The sequence below is a fragment of the Streptomyces sp. NPDC044704 genome, assembly GCF_056433525.1.
The window spans coordinates 1-15,331 of sequence record NZ_JBWKGY010000015.1; the positions used below are offsets into that span (position 1 = coordinate 1).

A 15,331-nucleotide genomic window follows, 5' to 3' on the forward strand; every position below is an offset into this window, starting at 1 on the left:
GGCCCGCGTCACCCATCGGACCACCGATCTCGAACCGGCCCGTCGGGTTCACCAGCAGCCGGTACCCCTCCGTGTCCAGCTTGATCCCGTCCTCGACGAGCTGCGCCAGCACGTGCTCCACCACGAACTCGCGGATGTCCGGAGCGAGCAGCGAGTCCAGGTCGATGTCCGCCGCGTGCTGCGAGGACACCACGACCGTGTCGAGACGCACGGCCTTGTCACCGTCGTACTCGATCGTCACCTGCGTCTTGCCGTCCGGGCGCAGGTACGGGATCGTCCCGTTCTTGCGGACCTCGGACAGGCGGCGCGAGAGACGGTGCGCGATGTGGATCGGCAGCGGCATCAGCTCGGGCGTCTCGTCGCAGGCGTAGCCGAACATCAGGCCCTGGTCGCCCGCGCCCTGCTTGTCCAGCTCGTCCTCATCGCCCTCGACCCGCTTCTCGTAAGCGGTGTCGACGCCCTGCGCGATGTCCGGGGACTGCGCGCCGATCGACACCGACACGCCACAGGAAGCGCCGTCGAAGCCCTTCTTCGAAGAGTCGTAACCGATTTCGAGGATCTTGTCGCGCACGAGCTGGGCGATCGGCGCGTACGCCTTCGTCGTCACCTCGCCCGCGATGTGCACGAGACCGGTGGTGATGAGAGTCTCCACGGCCACACGCGAGGTCGGGTCCTCGGTGAGGAGCGCGTCGAGGATCGTGTCGCTGATCTGGTCAGCGATCTTGTCGGGGTGACCCTCGGTCACGGACTCCGAGGTGAACAGGCGACGGGACACAACGCTCCCTGGGGTTGCAGCGGCTGCTGGCTGATCATTTGGCGGAACCACATCGGGGGCTGCGCCCGATCACGTTCCTTGGTGCAGTTTATCGGTCGCCACCGTTTGCCGGACCACCCGTCTCGCCTTATGGGAGCCATGTGACCTGCGGCACTCCATTCTGACGCACTCGGTCGCCCTCGAAAAGGCCGACGCTCAGGCGCGTCGGGACGGCCGTGGCGGGGCGAGCCGGGGGGCGACCTGGTCCCAGATCAATCCGGCCAGGGCTTCCTTGGGACCGTAGGGAACGGGTGTTTCCGTCCCGTCGGAGGCGAGGATCACGGCCTCGTTCTCCTCCGAACCGAAGGTCTTGGCCTCACCCACCTCGTTCACGACGAGAAGGTCACATCCCTTGCGCCGGAGCTTCGCGCGTCCGTTGGCGAGGACGTCGTCGGTCTCGGCGGCGAAGCCGACGACGATCTGCCCGTCCGTGGCCCGTTCGGCGGAGATCTCCGCGAGGACGTCCGGATTGCGTACGAGGGCCACCGGCTCGGGCTCCTGCCCGTCCCGCTTCTTGATCTTCCCGTCCGCGTACCGGGCGGGCCGGAAGTCGGCCACGGCCGCCGCCATCACGACGGCGTCGGCGTCGGCCGCCGCCTTCAGCACCGCCTCCCGCAGCTGGAGGGCCGTGCCCACGCGTACGAGGTCCACCCCGGCCGGGTCGGCCAGGGAGGTGTTCGCGGCGATCAGGGTGACCCGGGCGCCGCGGGCGACGGCGGTGCGGGCGAGGGCGTAGCCCTGCTTGCCGGAGGAGCGGTTGCCGAGGAAGCGGACGGGGTCCAGGGGTTCGCGCGTCCCGCCGGCGCTGATCACCACGTGCCGCCCGGCGAGGTCCGGTCCGGCGGAGCCCCGGGCGAGCACCCCGCGGCAGAACTCGAAGATCTCCTCGGGGTCGGGCAGCCGGCCCTTGCCGGTGTCCTTGCCGGTGAGCCGGCCGACGGCGGGCTCGATGACGAGGGCCCCGCGCCGGCGCAGCGTGGCGACGTTCTCCTGGGTGGCGGGGTGCTCCCACATCTCGGTGTGCATCGCGGGTGCGAACACCACCGGGCAGCGGGCGGTGAGCAGGGTGTTCGTGAGGAGGTCGTCGGCCAGCCCGTGCGCGGCCTTGGCCAGCATGTCGGCGGTGGCCGGGGCGACCACGACGAGGTCGGCCGACTGGCCGATGCGCACGTGGGGCACCTCGTGGACGGTCTCCCAGACCTGCGTGGAGGCGGGGTTCCCGGAGAGCGCGGCCCAGGTGGCCTCGCCGACGAAGTTCAGGGACGCCGCCGTCGGCACCACCCGTACGTCGTGTCCGGACTCGGTCAGCCGGCGCAGCAGCTCGCAGGCCTTGTAGGCGGCGATCCCGCCGCTGACACCCAGCACGACCTTCGGCTTACCCACCACGCACTCCCCTTCAGGATCCATCTGTCGGTGACACCCGTCACGCCTATGACACACCACAGGCCCGGCAGATGTTCTGCCGGGCCTGTGGTGAAGGAATTCTCGGTGCCTTACTGGGCCGGGGCCTCGATGGCCTCGGAGGTCAGCAGACCCGCGTTGATCTCGCGCAGCGCGATCGAAAGCGGCTTCTCGTGGACGTGGGTGTCCACCAGCGGGCCGACGTACTCGAGCAGGCCCTCACCGAGCTGCGAGTAGTACGCGTTGATCTGACGCGCGCGCTTGGCCGCGTAGATCACGAGGCTGTACTTCGAGTCCGTGGCCTCGAGCAGCTCGTCGATCGGCGGGTTGATGATGCCCTCGGGCGCGGTGATGGAAGAGGACACGCTCTACCTTCCGAAGATGGGTGAATGATCGAAACGATCAAGTGTTGACCGAAATGACATCGATCAACGATCAGACGACATTCATCAAGGCTAGCAGCTCGCGTGCCACGTCCTCGACGGAGGTGTTGACGAGGGTGGTGTCGAACTCGGGCTCGGCAGCGAGTTCGATCTTGGCGGCCGCGAGGCGGCGCTCGATGACCTCGGCGGACTCGGTCCCGCGGCCGGTGAGCCGGCGGACCAGTTCCTCCCAGCTCGGAGGAGCCAGGAAGACCAGCTGGGCATCGGGCTTGGACTCGCGGACGAGCCGGGCGCCCTGGAGGTCGATCTCCAGCAGTACCGGCTCGCCGTTGTCGAGGCGTTCCAGCACCGCGCCGCGCGGTGTGCCGTAGCGGTTGCCCGCGAACTCGGCCCACTCCAGCAGCTCGCCGTTGGCGATCAGCTTGTCGAACTCGTCGTCGTTGACGAAGAAGTAGTGGACTCCGTGTCGCTCACCGGGCCGCGGCTTGCGGGTGGTGGCCGACACCGAGAGCCATACCTCGGGGTGGACTGTGCGCATATGCGCGACGACCGTGCTCTTGCCGACCCCCGAGGGGCCGGAGAGCACGGTCAGCCGCGGACGAACCTCTGCTGCCATAGAGCGATTATCCAGGTTCCAGGGACTGCCTGAGAACGCCGGGAGAACTTCGGGCGACGCCTCAGGCGTTGCTACCGCCGAACTCACGCTCCAGAGAGGCGATCTGGTTGGAACCGAGACCTCGGACACGCCGGGACTCGGAGATGCCGAGGCGCTCCATGATCTGCTTGGCGCGGACCTTGCCGACGCCGGGCAGCGACTCGAGAAGGGCGGAGACCTTCATCTTGCCGATGACGTCGTTCTCCTGACCCATCTTGATGACGTCGTGGAGGGAGGCGCCGGAGTGCTTGAGTCGATTCTTCACCTCGGCCCGCTCCCGGCGAGCCGCGGCGGCCTTTTCGAGCGCTGCTGCGCGCTGTTCAGGGGTAAGGGGCGGAAGAGCCACGCCTACGTCACCTCGGATGTCGAACTGTCGGATACGGACCGGCGGGGAGCTTGCGGGCACCACGCCGGGCGAGCCTCCGAACAGCGACGAAATTCGTTCGCTGCTCGTTCACTCTGGTCGGAGACTAGCGGCCAAGGCCGCTCCAGTCAGCGAGAACGGACGAAAAGTCCTGGTCAGCCTCCACTGAACCGTACATCACGGACAAACTACCCCGGTTTTGTCCGGGGAAAGACGTTCGAATTTCGTCAGGCCGTTCCAAGTGCCCGTCCGGCGGCCCCGTCGGACCGCTCGAAATCCGGGGCCGAGGGGCGGACCGCGCTACCCGGCGACGGCCGCCCGGACCTCGTCCGCGAAGCCCTTCGCCGAGGCTCGCAGCGCCGCCACGTCCGGACCGTGCTTCAGGACGCCCCGCGAGACGTTCGGGACGACGTTGCCGACGGCCCGGCCGAAGACCGCCGGGAGGTCGGCCGCCGTCGCGCCCTGGGCGCCGATGCCCGGGGCCAGCAGCGGGCCGTTGATGTCCAGGTCGAAGGAGGACAGGTCGCCCAGGGTGGCGCCGACCACCGCGCCGAAGGAGCCCATCGGCTCGGCGCCGGCGTTCTCCGCCGCCAGGTGCGCCAGCATGGTCGCGCCGATGGTGCGGCCGTCCTCGCGCACCGCCCGCTGGACCTCGGCCCCCTCCGGGTTGGAGGTGAGGGCCAGGACGAACAGGCCCGCGCCGGACTCCCGCGCCAGGTCGACGGCCGGCTTCAGCGAGCCGTAGCCGAGGTACGGGGAGACGGTCAGCGCGTCCGAGAACAGCGGGGACGAGGGGTCCAGGAAGGCGGCGGCGTAGGCGGCCATCGTCGAGCCGATGTCCCCGCGCTTCGCGTCCATGACGACGAGGGTCCCGGCCGCTCGGGCGTCCGCGACGGTCCGCTCCAGCACCGCGACACCGCGCGAGCCGAACCGTTCGAAGAAGGCGGCCTGCGGCTTGAACACCGCGACCTCCTGCGCCAGGGCCTCCACGACGGTGCGGGAGAACCGCTCCAGGCCCGCGATGTCGTCGTCGAGGCCCCAGGAGGCCAGCAGGGCGGCGTGCGGGTCGATGCCGACGCACAGCGGGCCCCGGGCGTCCATGGCGGCGCGCAGACGGGTTCCGAAGGGGGTCACGGGGCTCACAGGGCGGCCTTTCGGGTCTCGGCGCCCACCGCTTCCGCGAGGGTCGCGTAGGGGCTGTTGGCCAGGCGCGCGGCCAGGCCCTTGTGGATGGCGCGGGCATAGAACGGGCCCTCGTAGATGAAGGCGCTGTAGCCCTGGATCAGGGTGGCGCCCGCGAGGATGCGCTGCCAGGCGTCCTCGGCGTTCTCGATGCCGCCGACGCCCACCAGGACGATCCGGTCCCCGACGCGCGCGTACAGGCGGCGCAGGACCTCCAGGGAGCGCTCCTTGACCGGGGCGCCGGACAGTCCGCCGGTCTCCTTCACCAGGGACGGGGCGGACTTCAGGCCCAGCCCCTCCCGGGCGATGGTGGTGTTCGTGGCGATGATGCCGTCCAGGCCTAGCTCCAGGGCGAGGTCGGCGACCGCGTCGACGTCCTCGTCCGCCAGGTCCGGGGCGATCTTGACCAGCAGCGGGACGCGGCGGTCGGTGACCGCGCGGTCCGCGGCCTCGCGCACGGCGGTCAGCAGCGGGCGCAGCGACTCGGTCGCCTGGAGGTTGCGCAGGCCCGGGGTGTTCGGCGAGGAGACGTTGACGACCAGGTAGTCCGCGTGGCGGGCGAGGCGCTCGGTGGAGAGCACGTAGTCGGCGGCCGCCTCGTCCTCCGGCACGACCTTGGTCTTGCCGATGTTGACGCCGACGACGGTCCTGAAGACCGGGTTGCGGGCCGCGAGGCGCTCGGCGACGGCCTCGGAGCCCTCGTTGTTGAAGCCCATGCGGTTGATCAGCGCCCGGTCGGGGACCAGCCGGAAGAGCCGCTTCTTGGGGTTGCCGGGCTGTGCCTGCCCGGTGACCGTGCCGATCTCGACGTGGTCGAAGCCGAGCATCGACATGCCGTCGATGGCGACGGCGTTCTTGTCGAAGCCTGCGGCGAGGCCGAAGGGGCCGTGCATCCGCAGGCCGAGGGCCTCGGTGCGGAGCCCCTCGTAGCGCGGTGCCAGGGCGGCCGCGACGAAGGTGCGCAGCACGGGGGTGCGGGCGGCGAGGCGGATCCAGCGGAAGGCCGTGTAGTGGGCCCGCTCGGGGTCCATCCGCTTGAAGACCAGGTTGAAGAAGAGCTTGTACATCGTCGAGAAGATCCCTCTGCGCTCATGGAAAGGGGGACACCCGTCGTGAAACCGGTGTCCCCCCTCCCGTGTCCGGGCTGTACGGGTGTTAGTCGCGGGCCGCGGTCAGGTGCTCCGCGTGCTCCTGGAGGGAGCGGACGCCCACGTCGCCGCGGTTGAGCGCGTCGATGCCCTGGACGGCGGCGGCGAGCGCCTGGACCGTGGTCAGGCACGGGACGCTGCGCGCCACGGCGGCCGTGCGGATCTCGTAGCCGTCGAGGCGGCCGCCGGTGCCGTACGGGGTGTTGACGATCAGGTCGACCTGGCCGTCGTGGATCAGCTGGACGATGTTCTTCTCGCCGTTCGGACCCTCGCCGTCGCTGAGCTTGCGCACGACGGTGGCGTTGATGCCGTTGCGGCGCAGCACCTCCGCGGTGCCGGAGGTGGCCATCAGCTCGAAGCCGTGGGCGACGAGCTCGCGCGCCGGGAAGATCATCGTGCGCTTGTCGCGGTTGGCGACGGAGATGAAGGCGCGGCCCTTCGTGGGCAGCGGGCCGTAGGCCCCGGCCTGCGACTTGGCGTACGCCGTGCCGAAGACCGAGTCGATGCCCATGACCTCGCCGGTGGAGCGCATCTCCGGGCCGAGGACCGTGTCGACGCCGCGGCCGTGGATGTCGCGGAAGCGCGACCACGGCATGACGGCCTCCTTGACGGAGATCGGCGCGTCGAGCGGCAGGGTGCCGCCGTCGCCGCTCTTGGGCAGCATGCCCTCCTCGCGCAGCTCGGCGATGGTGGTGCCGAGCGAGATGCGGGCGGCGGCCTTCGCGAGCGGGACGGCGGTCGCCTTCGAGGTGAAGGGGACGGTCCTGGAGGCACGCGGGTTGGCCTCCAGGACGTAGAGGATGTCGCCGGCCATGGCGAACTGGATGTTGATCAGGCCGCGGACCCCGACGCCCTTGGCGATCGCCTCGGTGGAGGCGCGCAGGCGCTTGATGTCGTAGCCGCCGAGGGTGATCGGGGGCAGGGCGCAGGCCGAGTCGCCGGAGTGGATGCCGGCTTCCTCGATGTGCTCCATGACACCGCCGAGGTAGAGCTCGGTGCCGTCGTAGAGGGCGTCGACGTCGATCTCGATGGCGTCGTCGAGGAAGCGGTCGACCAGCACGGGGCGGGTCGGGGAGATCTCGGTGGACTCGGCGATGTAGGACTCCAGCCGGGTCTCGTCGTAGACGATCTCCATGCCGCGGCCGCCGAGCACGTACGAGGGGCGCACGAGGACCGGGTAGCCGATCTCGTCCGCGATCGCCTTCGCACCGGCGAAGGTGGTGGCGGTGCCGTGCTTGGGGGCCGGGAGACCGGCGTCGGCGAGGACCTGGCCGAAGGCGCCGCGGTCCTCGGCGGCGTGGATGGCCTCCGGGGAGGTGCCGACGACGGGGACGCCGTTGTCCTTGAGCGCCTGGGCGAGACCGAGGGGGGTCTGGCCGCCGAGCTGGACGATGACGCCGGCGATGGGGCCGGCCAGCGACTCGGCGTGGACGATTTCCAGCACGTCTTCGAGCGTCAGCGGCTCGAAGTACAGGCGGTCGGAGGTGTCGTAGTCCGTCGAGACGGTCTCGGGGTTGCAGTTGACCATCACGGTCTCGTAGCCGGCGTCGCTGAGGGCGAAGGAGGCGTGGACGCAGGAGTAGTCGAACTCGATGCCCTGGCCGATGCGGTTCGGGCCGGAGCCCAGGATGATGACCGCGGGCTTGGTGCGCGGGGCGACCTCGGACTCCTCGTCGTAGGACGAGTAGAAGTACGGGGTCTTCGCGGCGAACTCGGCGGCGCAGGTGTCGACCGTCTTGTAGACCGGGCGGACGCCCAGCGCGTGCCGGACCTCGCGGACGACGTCCTCGCGCAGGCCGCGGATCTCCGCGATCTGGAAGTCGGAGAAGCCGTGGCGCTTGGCCTCGGCGAGCAGCTCGGGGTGGAGCTTCTCGGCGGCGGCCAGGTCGTCCGCGATCTCCTTGATGAGGAAGAGCTGGTCGACGAACCAGGGGTCGATCTTCGTGTACTCGAAGACCTCTTCCTGGGTGGCGCCGGCGCGGATGGCCTGCATGACGGTGTTGATGCGGCCGTCGGTGGGGCGGACCGCGGTGGTGAGGAGCTCTTCCTTGTCGCCGGTGGGGCCGACGAAGGTGAACTGCGAGCCCTTCTTCTCCAGGGAGCGCAGGGCCTTCTGGAGGGCCTCGGTGAAGTTGCGGCCGATGGCCATGGCCTCGCCCACCGACTTCATGGTGGTGGTGAGGGTGGCGTCGGCGAGCGGGAACTTCTCGAAGGCGAAGCGGGGTGCCTTGACGACGACGTAGTCGAGGGACGGCTCGAAGGAGGCCGGCGTCTTCTCGGTGATGTCGTTGGGGACCTCGTCGAGCGTGTAGCCGATGGCCAGCTTGGCGGCGATCTTGGCGATCGGGAAGCCGGTGGCCTTCGACGCGAGCGCCGAGGAGCGCGAGACGCGGGGGTTCATCTCGATGACGATGACGCGGCCGTCGACCGGGTCGATCGCGAACTGGATGTTGCAGCCGCCGGTGTCGACGCCGACCTCGCGGATGATCGCGATGCCGATGTCGCGCAGCCGCTGGTACTCGCGGTCGGTGAGGGTCATGGCCGGGGCGACGGTGATCGAGTCACCGGTGTGGACGCCCATCGGGTCGAAGTTCTCGATGGAACAGACGACGACGACGTTGTCCTTGGTGTCGCGCATCAGCTCCAGCTCGTACTCCTTCCAGCCGAGGATGGACTCCTCCAGGAGCACCTCGGTGGTCGGGGAGAGCGTGAGGCCCTGGCCGGCGATGCGGCGCAGCTCGTCCTCGTCGTGGGCGAAGCCGGAGCCGGCGCCGCCCATGGTGAAGGAGGGGCGGACGACGACGGGGTAGCCGCCGAGGGTGTCGACGCCCTTGATGACGTCGTCCATCGAGTGGCAGATGACCGAGCGGGCGGACTCGCCGTAGCCGATCTTGGCCTTGACGGCCTCGACGACGCCCTTGAAGAGGTCGCGGTCCTCGCCCTTGTTGATGGCCTCGACGTTGGCGCCGATGAGCTCGACGCCGTACTTCTCCAGCACACCCTGCTCGTGCATGGAGATCGCGGTGTTGAGCGCGGTCTGGCCGCCGAGGGTGGGGAGCAGCGCGTCGGGGCGCTCCTTGGCGATGATCTTCTCGACGAACTCGGGGGTGATCGGCTCGACGTACGTGGCGTCGGCGATCTCCGGGTCGGTCATGATCGTCGCCGGGTTGGAGTTCACCAGGATGACCCGCAGGCCCTCGGCCTTGAGGATGCGGCAGGCCTGGGTGCCGGAGTAGTCGAACTCGGCGGCCTGGCCGATGACGATCGGGCCGGAGCCGATGACCAGGACGGACTGGATATCGGTGCGCTTAGGCACGCTCGGCCTCCATCAGGGTGACGAAACGGTCGAAGAGGTACGCGGCGTCGTGCGGGCCGGCGGCCGCTTCGGGGTGGTACTGGACGGAGAAGGCCGGCTGGTCGAGCAGCTGGAGGCCTTCCACCACGTTGTCGTTCAGGCAGACGTGCGAGACCTCGGCGCGGCCGTAGGGGGTCTCGGAGACCTTGTCGAGGGGCGCGTCGACGGCGAAGCCGTGGTTGTGCGCGGTGACCTCGACCTTGCCGGTGGTGCGGTCCTGGACCGGCTGGTTGATGCCGCGGTGGCCGTACTTCAGCTTGTAGGTGCCGAAGCCGAGCGCGCGGCCCAGGATCTGGTTGCCGAAGCAGATGCCGAAGAGCGGGGTCTTGCGGGCGAGGACGCCCTGCATGACCGCCACGGGGCCGTCGGCGGTGGCCGGGTCGCCGGGGCCGTTGGAGAAGAACACCCCGTCCGGGTTGACCGCGTACACGTCCTCGACGGTGGCGGTGGCGGGCAGGACGTGGACCTCGATGCCGCGCTCGGCCATCCGGTGCGGGGTCATGCCCTTGATGCCGAGGTCGACGGCGGCGACGGTGTACTTCTTCTCGCCGATCGCGGGGACCACGTAGGTCTCCTTGGTGGCGACCTCGGCGGAGAGGTCGGCGCCCTTCATCTGCGGGGCTTCCTTGACGCGGGCCAGCAGCGTCTCGTCGCGGACGCCGGTCCAGGCGTCGCCGGAGAAGATGCCGACGCGCATGGCGCCGCGCTCGCGCAGGTGGCGGGTCAGGGCGCGGGTGTCGATGCCGGAGATCCCGACGACGCCCTGCTTGACCAGCTCCTCGTCCAGCGAGCGCTGGGAGCGCCAGTTGGAGGGGACGCGGGCGGGGTCGCGGACGACGTAGCCGGCGACCCAGATGCGGGAGGACTCGGGGTCCTCGTCGTTGACGCCGGTGTTGCCCACGTGCGGGGCGGTCATCACGACGACCTGCCGGTGGTACGACGGGTCGGTGAGGGTCTCCTGGTAGCCGGTCATGCCGGTGGAGAACACGGCCTCGCCGAAGGTCTCCCCCACAGCGCCGTAGGCGCGGCCGCGGAAGATCCGACCGTCCTCCAGGACGAGTACGGCGGGAGCTTTGGCTGCTCCCCTGGTGGAGGTCGTCATCGTTCGGCGCCTTCCGTCGTGATGGATGAGTTCATGTTGTTGATCGCTTCGACCCAGGCGGCGTGCTCGGCCGCGCGGTCGGAGCGGAATCCGGAGTCGATCAGCTTGTCGCCGTGCGCCCAGGTGACGACGAGGAGACCGCCCTCGGTGAGTACCTTGCCCGCGATTCCCTTGTCGAGGCGGGCGCCGCGCAGCTGCGCGGCCGGTACGAAGAAGTCGGTGGCACCCGGTCGGACCACGTCGAGGCCCGTGTCGGTGAGCGTGAGCTCGACCCGGCTGCGGACGCCCAGGCCGTGGGCGACGATCCGGTCCAGCCACTGCCCGGCGGTCGTCGAGCCGTGGTACCGGCCGGTCAGGGCCAGCCGGTGCTCGGGGAGACCGCCGGGGGCGGCGGGCAGCTCCGGCAGATCGCTCTGCAGTGCGCCGCGCCATTTCCAGCCCTGCCGCATCAGCCAGTACACGAACGCGATGAAGACGACCAGACCGATCAGCCACGCCACGCGGGCGTCCCAGTCCGTCACCTCCGCCGACTTTCGCTCGGCGGCTTCTGCGGCCAGTTGGATTACTGCAGGTGTCACGCCAGTTTCCCGTCCACGACCGTTGCCCGGCCCCGCAGGAAGGTATGAGTGACGCGCCCCGGCAGCTCACGGCCCTCGTAAGGCGTGTTGCGGCTGCGGGAGGCGAAGTGTGCGGGGTCCACGACACCACGGTACGAGGTATCGACCAAGGTCAGGTTCGCGGGTTCACCTGCCGAGACGCTACGGCCGTGGTTCTCCAGGCCGCCGATGCGCGCCGGGGCGAAGGACATCCGCTCCGCGACGCCCGCCCAGTCGAGCAGTCCGGTCTCGACCATCGTCTGCTGGACGACGGAGAGCGCGGTCTCCAGGCCCACCATGCCCATGGCGGCGGCGGCCCACTCGCAGTCCTTGTCCTCGTGCGGGTGCGGGGCGTGGTCGGTGGCGACGATGTCGATCGTGCCGTCGGCGAGCGCCTCGCGCAGGGCCAGCACGTCGCGCTCGGTGCGCAGCGGCGGGTTGACCTTGTAGACCGCGTTGTACGAGCGGACGAGCTCGTCGGTGAGGAGCAGGTGGTGCGGGGTGACCTCGGCGGTGACGTCGATGCCGCGGGACTTGGCCCAGCGGACGATCTCGACGGAGCCGGCGGTGGAGAGGTGGCAGATGTGCACGCGGGAGCCGACGTGCTCGGCGAGCAGGACGTCGCGGGCGATGATCGACTCCTCGGCCACGGCGGGCCAGCCGCCGAGGCCGAGCTCGGCGGAGACGACGCCCTCGTTCATCTGGGCGCCCTCGGTGAGGCGGGGCTCCTGGGCGTGCTGGGCGACGACGCCGCCGAAGGCCTTCACGTACTCCAGGGCGCGGCGCATGATCACGGCGTCGTCGACGCACTTGCCGTCGTCGGAGAAGACGGTGACGCGGGCGGCGGAGTCGTGCATGGCGCCCAGCTCGGAGAGCTGCTTGCCCTCCAGGCCGACGGTGACGGCGCCGATGGGCTGCACGTCGCAGTAGCCGGACTCCTTGCCCAGGCGCCACACCTGCTCGACGACGCCGGCGGTGTCGGCGACCGGGAACGTGTTCGCCATGGCGAAGACGGCGGTGTAGCCGCCGGAGGCCGCGGCCCGGGTGCCGGTGAGGACGGTCTCGCTGTCCTCGCGGCCGGGCTCGCGCAGGTGGGTGTGGAGGTCGACGAGGCCCGGCAGGAGGACCTGGCCCTCGGCCTCGATGACGGTCGCGCCCTCGGCCGACAGGCCGGTGCCGACCTCGGCGATGGTCTCGCCGTCGATCAGGACGTCCTGCGCTTCGTCGCCCAGTACCTTCGCGCCACGGATAAGGATCTTGCTCATGGTTACTTGCTCTCCTCGGTACGGGCGGCGGTGGTGGTGACGGCGGGCTCGGAGCCTCCGAGCAGCAGGTACAGGACGGCCATCCGGGTGGAGACGCCGTTGGCGACCTGCTCGACGGCCGTGCACCGGTCGGAGTCGGCGACCTGGGCGGTGATCTCCATGCCGCGGTTCATCGGGCCGGGGTGCATGACGATGGCGTGCTCGGGCATCCGGGCCATGCGCTCGCCGTCGAGCCCGTACCGGCGGGAGTACTCGCGCTCGGTCGGGAAGAAGGCGGCGTTCATGCGTTCGCGCTGCACACGCAGCATCATGACCGCGTCGGACTTCGGCAGCACCTCGTCGAGGTTGTACGAGACCTCGCAGGGCCAGCTCTCGACGCCGATCGGCACCAGCGTGGGCGGGGCCACCACGGTGACCTCGGCGCCCAGCGTGTGGAGCAGCTGGACGTTGGAGCGGGCGACGCGGCTGTGCAGGACGTCGCCCACGATCGTGATCCGGCGGCCGCCTAGGTCCTTGCCGAGTCCGGCGTCGCGGCCGACGAGGCGGCGGCGCATGGTGAAGGCGTCCAGCAGGGCCTGGGTGGGGTGCTCGTGGGTGCCGTCGCCGGCGTTGACGACGGCCGAGTCGATCCAGCCGGAGGTCGCGAGGCGGTAGGGGGCGCCGGAGGCGTGGTGGCGGATGACGACCGCGTCGGCGCCCATGGCCTCCAGGGTCAGCGCCGTGTCCTTCAGGGATTCGCCCTTGGAAACGGAAGAACCCTTGGCGGAGAAGTTGATGACGTCGGCGGACAGCCGCTTGGCGGCGGCCTCGAACGAGATCCGGGTGCGGGTCGAGTCCTCGAAGAAGAGGTTGACGACCGTGAGGCCGCGCAGGGTGGGCAGCTTCTTGATCGGCCGGTCCGCGACGCGGGCCATCTCCTCGGCGGTGTCGAGGATGAGGACGGCGTCGTCGCGGGTGAGGTCGGCGGCCGAGATGAGGTGACGCTTCATCTGGATGGCTCCGTAGGTCGGGAGGGCGGGCAGGCTGACGGGCGTGCCGGGGTGCGGGCGGGGCAGGGCAGACCTCGGCGCGGACCCCGCGGCGGGACCCGGACCGGTAGGGGGCTACTGCTGCCCGGCTGCCTGGGCGGTCCGCTGGCCGAGCAGCACGGCGTCACGGCCGTCCTCCTCCTGGAGCTGGACCTTGACGGTCTCCCGCAGCGACGTGGGGAGGTTCTTGCCGACGTAGTCGGCGCGGATCGGGAGCTCGCGGTGGCCCCGGTCGACGAGGACCGCGAGCTGTACGGCGCGGGGGCGGCCGATGGCGCCGAGCGCGTCGAGGGCGGCCCGGATGGTGCGGCCGGAGAAGAGCACGTCGTCGACGAGGATCACCAGGCGGCCGTCGATGTCGTCGCCGGGGATCTCGGTGCGGCCGATCGCCCGGGCGGGCTTCAGGCGCAGGTCGTCGCGGTACATGGTGATGTCGAGGGAACCGACCGGGATCTTCGTGCCGGTGATCTCTTCGAGCTTCTCGGCCAGCCGGCGGGCGAGGAAGACGCCACGGGTGGGGATGCCGAGGAGGACCACGTCGTCGGCGCCCTTGGCGCGTTCGACGATCTCGTGGGCGATGCGCGTCAGGACCCGGGCGATGTCCTGCGCCTCGAGTACGGGGCGCATCGGGTTCTGGTCGGGCTGGGTACGGGTGTCCATGAAAAGGACCTCCTTCTCCGCCTCACGGGACGGACCTTAAAGGACGTCTGATGTACGCCGTCCACGGTACCAGGGGCGGGCGCCCGCCCCCGCACCGGGCCCGCTCCGATCCCCTCGTCCGTGGGCGTCGCCGACCATTCGGCTTGACGCATCCACGTAACGCTGCGTAACCTCACAGTGAGTTACCAGCCGCGCGGCGGAGCCGCATGCTGTCCATGTCGTCACAGCGTCACAGCGTCCGGGAGCGTTATGTCCAGCGAATACGCCAAACAGCTCGGGGCCAAGCTCCGGGCCATCCGCACCCAGCAGGGCCTTTCCCTCCACGGTGTCGAGGAGAAGTCCCAGGGCCGGTGGAAGGCCGTGGTGGTCGGGTCCTACGAGCGCGGGGACCGCGCCGTGACCGTCCAGCGTCTTGCCGAGCTGGCGGACTTCTACGGGGTTCCGGTGCAGGAGCTGCTTCCGGGCACGACTCCCGGCGGGGCCGCCGAGCCGCCGCCGAAGCTCCGCCTCGACCTGGAGCGCCTGGCGGGCGTACCCGCCGAGAAGGCCGGCCCGCTCCAGCGTTACGCCGCCACGATCCAGAGCCAGCGTGGTGACTACAACGGCAAGGTCCTGTCGATCCGCCAGGACGACCTGCGCACCCTGGCCGTGATCTACGACCAGTCCCCCTCGGTCCTGACCGAGCAGCTGATCAGCTGGGGCGTGCTGGACGCCGACGCGCGCCGCGCGGTGGCACACGAGGACATCTAGTCCCCAGGGGCCGTCCAGCCCCAGCAGAAACGTTTACCGGTGGGTGCCGGGACCTCTTCGGGTCCCGGCACCCACCGGTTTTTTCACACCCCCGCCGGCACCCGCCGCCCACCCGTCGGCTTCCCGGGCACACGGAAGGGCCCGCAGCGCGCACGCTGCGGGCCCTTCCGTAGGGACGCGGTACCGCGCCTCAGCTCTCGCTGCGGCGCAGGTTCGGCTTGAGGTCCTTGAAGCGGCCCAGCAGTCCGTTCACGAACGACGGCGAGTCGTCCGTGGAGAACTCCTTGGCGAGCTGGACGGCCTCGTCGATGGCCACGGCGTCCGGGGTCTCGTCGACCCAGATCAGCTCGTAGGCACCCAGCCGCAGGATGTTCCGGTCGACGACCGGCATGCGGTCGAGCTCCCAGTCCACGGCGTAGGTGATGATCAGATCGTCGATCCGGTTCACCTTGTCGGCGTAACCCTCGACGAGATCCATCGTGAAGGCGCTGACCGGCGGCTGCCGGTCGTCCGACGACCGCGCGTGGCGGATCCAGTCCGCGAGGACCTCGCGCACGGGCACACCGCGCTGGTCGGCCTCGAAGAGGATCTGGAAAGCGCGCTTGCGCGCGTTGCTCCGGGCAGCCAC

Annotated in this window: 15 protein-coding genes; 1 reads left to right on the forward strand and 14 read right to left on the reverse strand. The window is 70.2% G+C overall.

All coding sequences use genetic code 11. The features are described 5' to 3' along the window. The 13 genes from metK to pyrR form a co-directional block, all read right to left on the reverse strand. Window positions 1-775, reverse strand: a 775-nt coding sequence (metK, locus tag AC07B0_RS29315; RefSeq protein ID WP_478899277.1) for a methionine adenosyltransferase, incomplete at its 3' end; no start/stop codon positions are given. 195 nt (window positions 776-970) lie between these two features. Next, complete coding sequence (gene coaBC, locus AC07B0_RS29320; RefSeq protein WP_356880298.1) at window positions 971-2,197, reverse strand: bifunctional phosphopantothenoylcysteine decarboxylase/phosphopantothenate--cysteine ligase CoaBC; 1,227 nt, start codon at window positions 2,195-2,197, stop codon at window positions 971-973. Window positions 2,198-2,307: 110 nt separating this feature from the next. Continuing rightward, entirely contained in the window at window positions 2,308-2,580 is a 273-nt protein-coding gene (gene rpoZ / locus AC07B0_RS29325) for a DNA-directed RNA polymerase subunit omega (protein ID WP_004948662.1), read from the reverse strand. A gap of 70 nt (window positions 2,581-2,650) precedes the next feature. Further along, a complete protein-coding gene (gmk, locus tag AC07B0_RS29330; RefSeq protein WP_356880300.1) occupies window positions 2,651-3,214 on the reverse strand; it encodes a guanylate kinase in 564 nt (187 codons plus the stop codon). Between the two features lie 61 nt (window positions 3,215-3,275). After that, window positions 3,276-3,599, reverse strand: coding sequence for an integration host factor (locus tag AC07B0_RS29335; RefSeq protein WP_356880302.1), 324 nt, complete (start codon window positions 3,597-3,599; stop codon window positions 3,276-3,278). Window positions 3,600-3,917: 318 nt separating this feature from the next. Further along, window positions 3,918-4,760 (reverse strand): orotidine-5'-phosphate decarboxylase, encoded by an 843-nt coding sequence (gene pyrF / locus AC07B0_RS29340; RefSeq protein WP_356880304.1) that lies wholly within the window; start codon window positions 4,758-4,760, stop codon window positions 3,918-3,920. Then, entirely contained in the window at window positions 4,757-5,866 is a 1,110-nt protein-coding gene (locus AC07B0_RS29345) for a quinone-dependent dihydroorotate dehydrogenase (RefSeq protein ID WP_469384188.1), read from the reverse strand. The genes pyrF and AC07B0_RS29345 overlap by 4 nt, the downstream gene beginning before the upstream one ends. An 88-nt stretch (window positions 5,867-5,954) precedes the next feature. Beyond that, entirely contained in the window at window positions 5,955-9,263 is a 3,309-nt protein-coding gene (carB, locus tag AC07B0_RS29350; RefSeq protein WP_478899279.1) for a carbamoyl-phosphate synthase large subunit, read from the reverse strand. Beyond that, window positions 9,256-10,404, reverse strand: coding sequence for a glutamine-hydrolyzing carbamoyl-phosphate synthase small subunit (gene carA / locus AC07B0_RS29355; protein ID WP_356880310.1), 1,149 nt, complete (start codon window positions 10,402-10,404; stop codon window positions 9,256-9,258). Before carA ends, carB begins: the two co-directional genes overlap by 8 nt. Beyond that, a complete protein-coding gene (locus tag AC07B0_RS29360; RefSeq protein ID WP_356880312.1) occupies window positions 10,401-10,982 on the reverse strand; it encodes a PH-like domain-containing protein in 582 nt (193 codons plus the stop codon). Before AC07B0_RS29360 ends, carA begins: the two co-directional genes overlap by 4 nt. Next, a complete protein-coding gene (locus AC07B0_RS29365) occupies window positions 10,979-12,265 on the reverse strand; it encodes a dihydroorotase (RefSeq protein WP_478899280.1) in 1,287 nt (428 codons plus the stop codon). The genes AC07B0_RS29360 and AC07B0_RS29365 overlap by 4 nt, the downstream gene beginning before the upstream one ends. Window positions 12,266-12,267: 2 nt before the next feature. Continuing rightward, entirely contained in the window at window positions 12,268-13,254 is a 987-nt protein-coding gene (locus AC07B0_RS29370; RefSeq protein WP_356880316.1) for an aspartate carbamoyltransferase catalytic subunit, read from the reverse strand. Between the two features lie 114 nt (window positions 13,255-13,368). Beyond that, complete coding sequence (gene pyrR / locus AC07B0_RS29375; RefSeq protein ID WP_356880318.1) at window positions 13,369-13,953, reverse strand: bifunctional pyr operon transcriptional regulator/uracil phosphoribosyltransferase PyrR; 585 nt, start codon at window positions 13,951-13,953, stop codon at window positions 13,369-13,371. Between the two features lie 249 nt (window positions 13,954-14,202). Between pyrR and bldD the strand changes: the two genes are divergently transcribed. Then, the gene (bldD, locus tag AC07B0_RS29380; RefSeq protein ID WP_007263032.1) at window positions 14,203-14,703 is read left to right on the forward strand and encodes a transcriptional regulator BldD; all 501 of its coding nucleotides are present in this window, start codon (window positions 14,203-14,205) and stop codon (window positions 14,701-14,703) included. Between the two features lie 190 nt (window positions 14,704-14,893). Here bldD and nusB read toward each other — a convergent pair whose 3' ends face one another. Further along, on the reverse strand, window positions 14,894-15,331 hold the full coding sequence (gene nusB / locus AC07B0_RS29385) for a transcription antitermination factor NusB (protein WP_356880321.1): 438 nt from the start codon (window positions 15,329-15,331) through the stop codon (window positions 14,894-14,896).

Excerpts from the sequence above, each read along its gene's own strand:
- carA (WP_356880310.1), bottom strand. The coding sequence starts at position 10,404 with ATGACGACCTCCACCAGGGGAGCAGCCAAAGCTCCCGCCGTACTCGTC.
- AC07B0_RS29345 (WP_469384188.1), bottom strand. The coding sequence starts at position 5,866 with ATGTACAAGCTCTTCTTCAACCTGGTCTTCAAGCGGATGGACCCCGAG.
- AC07B0_RS29365 (WP_478899280.1), bottom strand. The coding sequence starts at position 12,265 with ATGAGCAAGATCCTTATCCGTGGCGCGAAGGTACTGGGCGACGAAGCG.
- pyrR (WP_356880318.1), bottom strand. The coding sequence starts at position 13,953 with ATGGACACCCGTACCCAGCCCGACCAGAACCCGATGCGCCCCGTACTC.
- gmk (WP_356880300.1), bottom strand. The coding sequence starts at position 3,214 with ATGGCAGCAGAGGTTCGTCCGCGGCTGACCGTGCTCTCCGGCCCCTCG.
- bldD (WP_007263032.1), top strand. The coding sequence starts at position 14,203 with ATGTCCAGCGAATACGCCAAACAGCTCGGGGCCAAGCTCCGGGCCATC.
- AC07B0_RS29370 (WP_356880316.1), bottom strand. The coding sequence starts at position 13,254 with ATGAAGCGTCACCTCATCTCGGCCGCCGACCTCACCCGCGACGACGCC.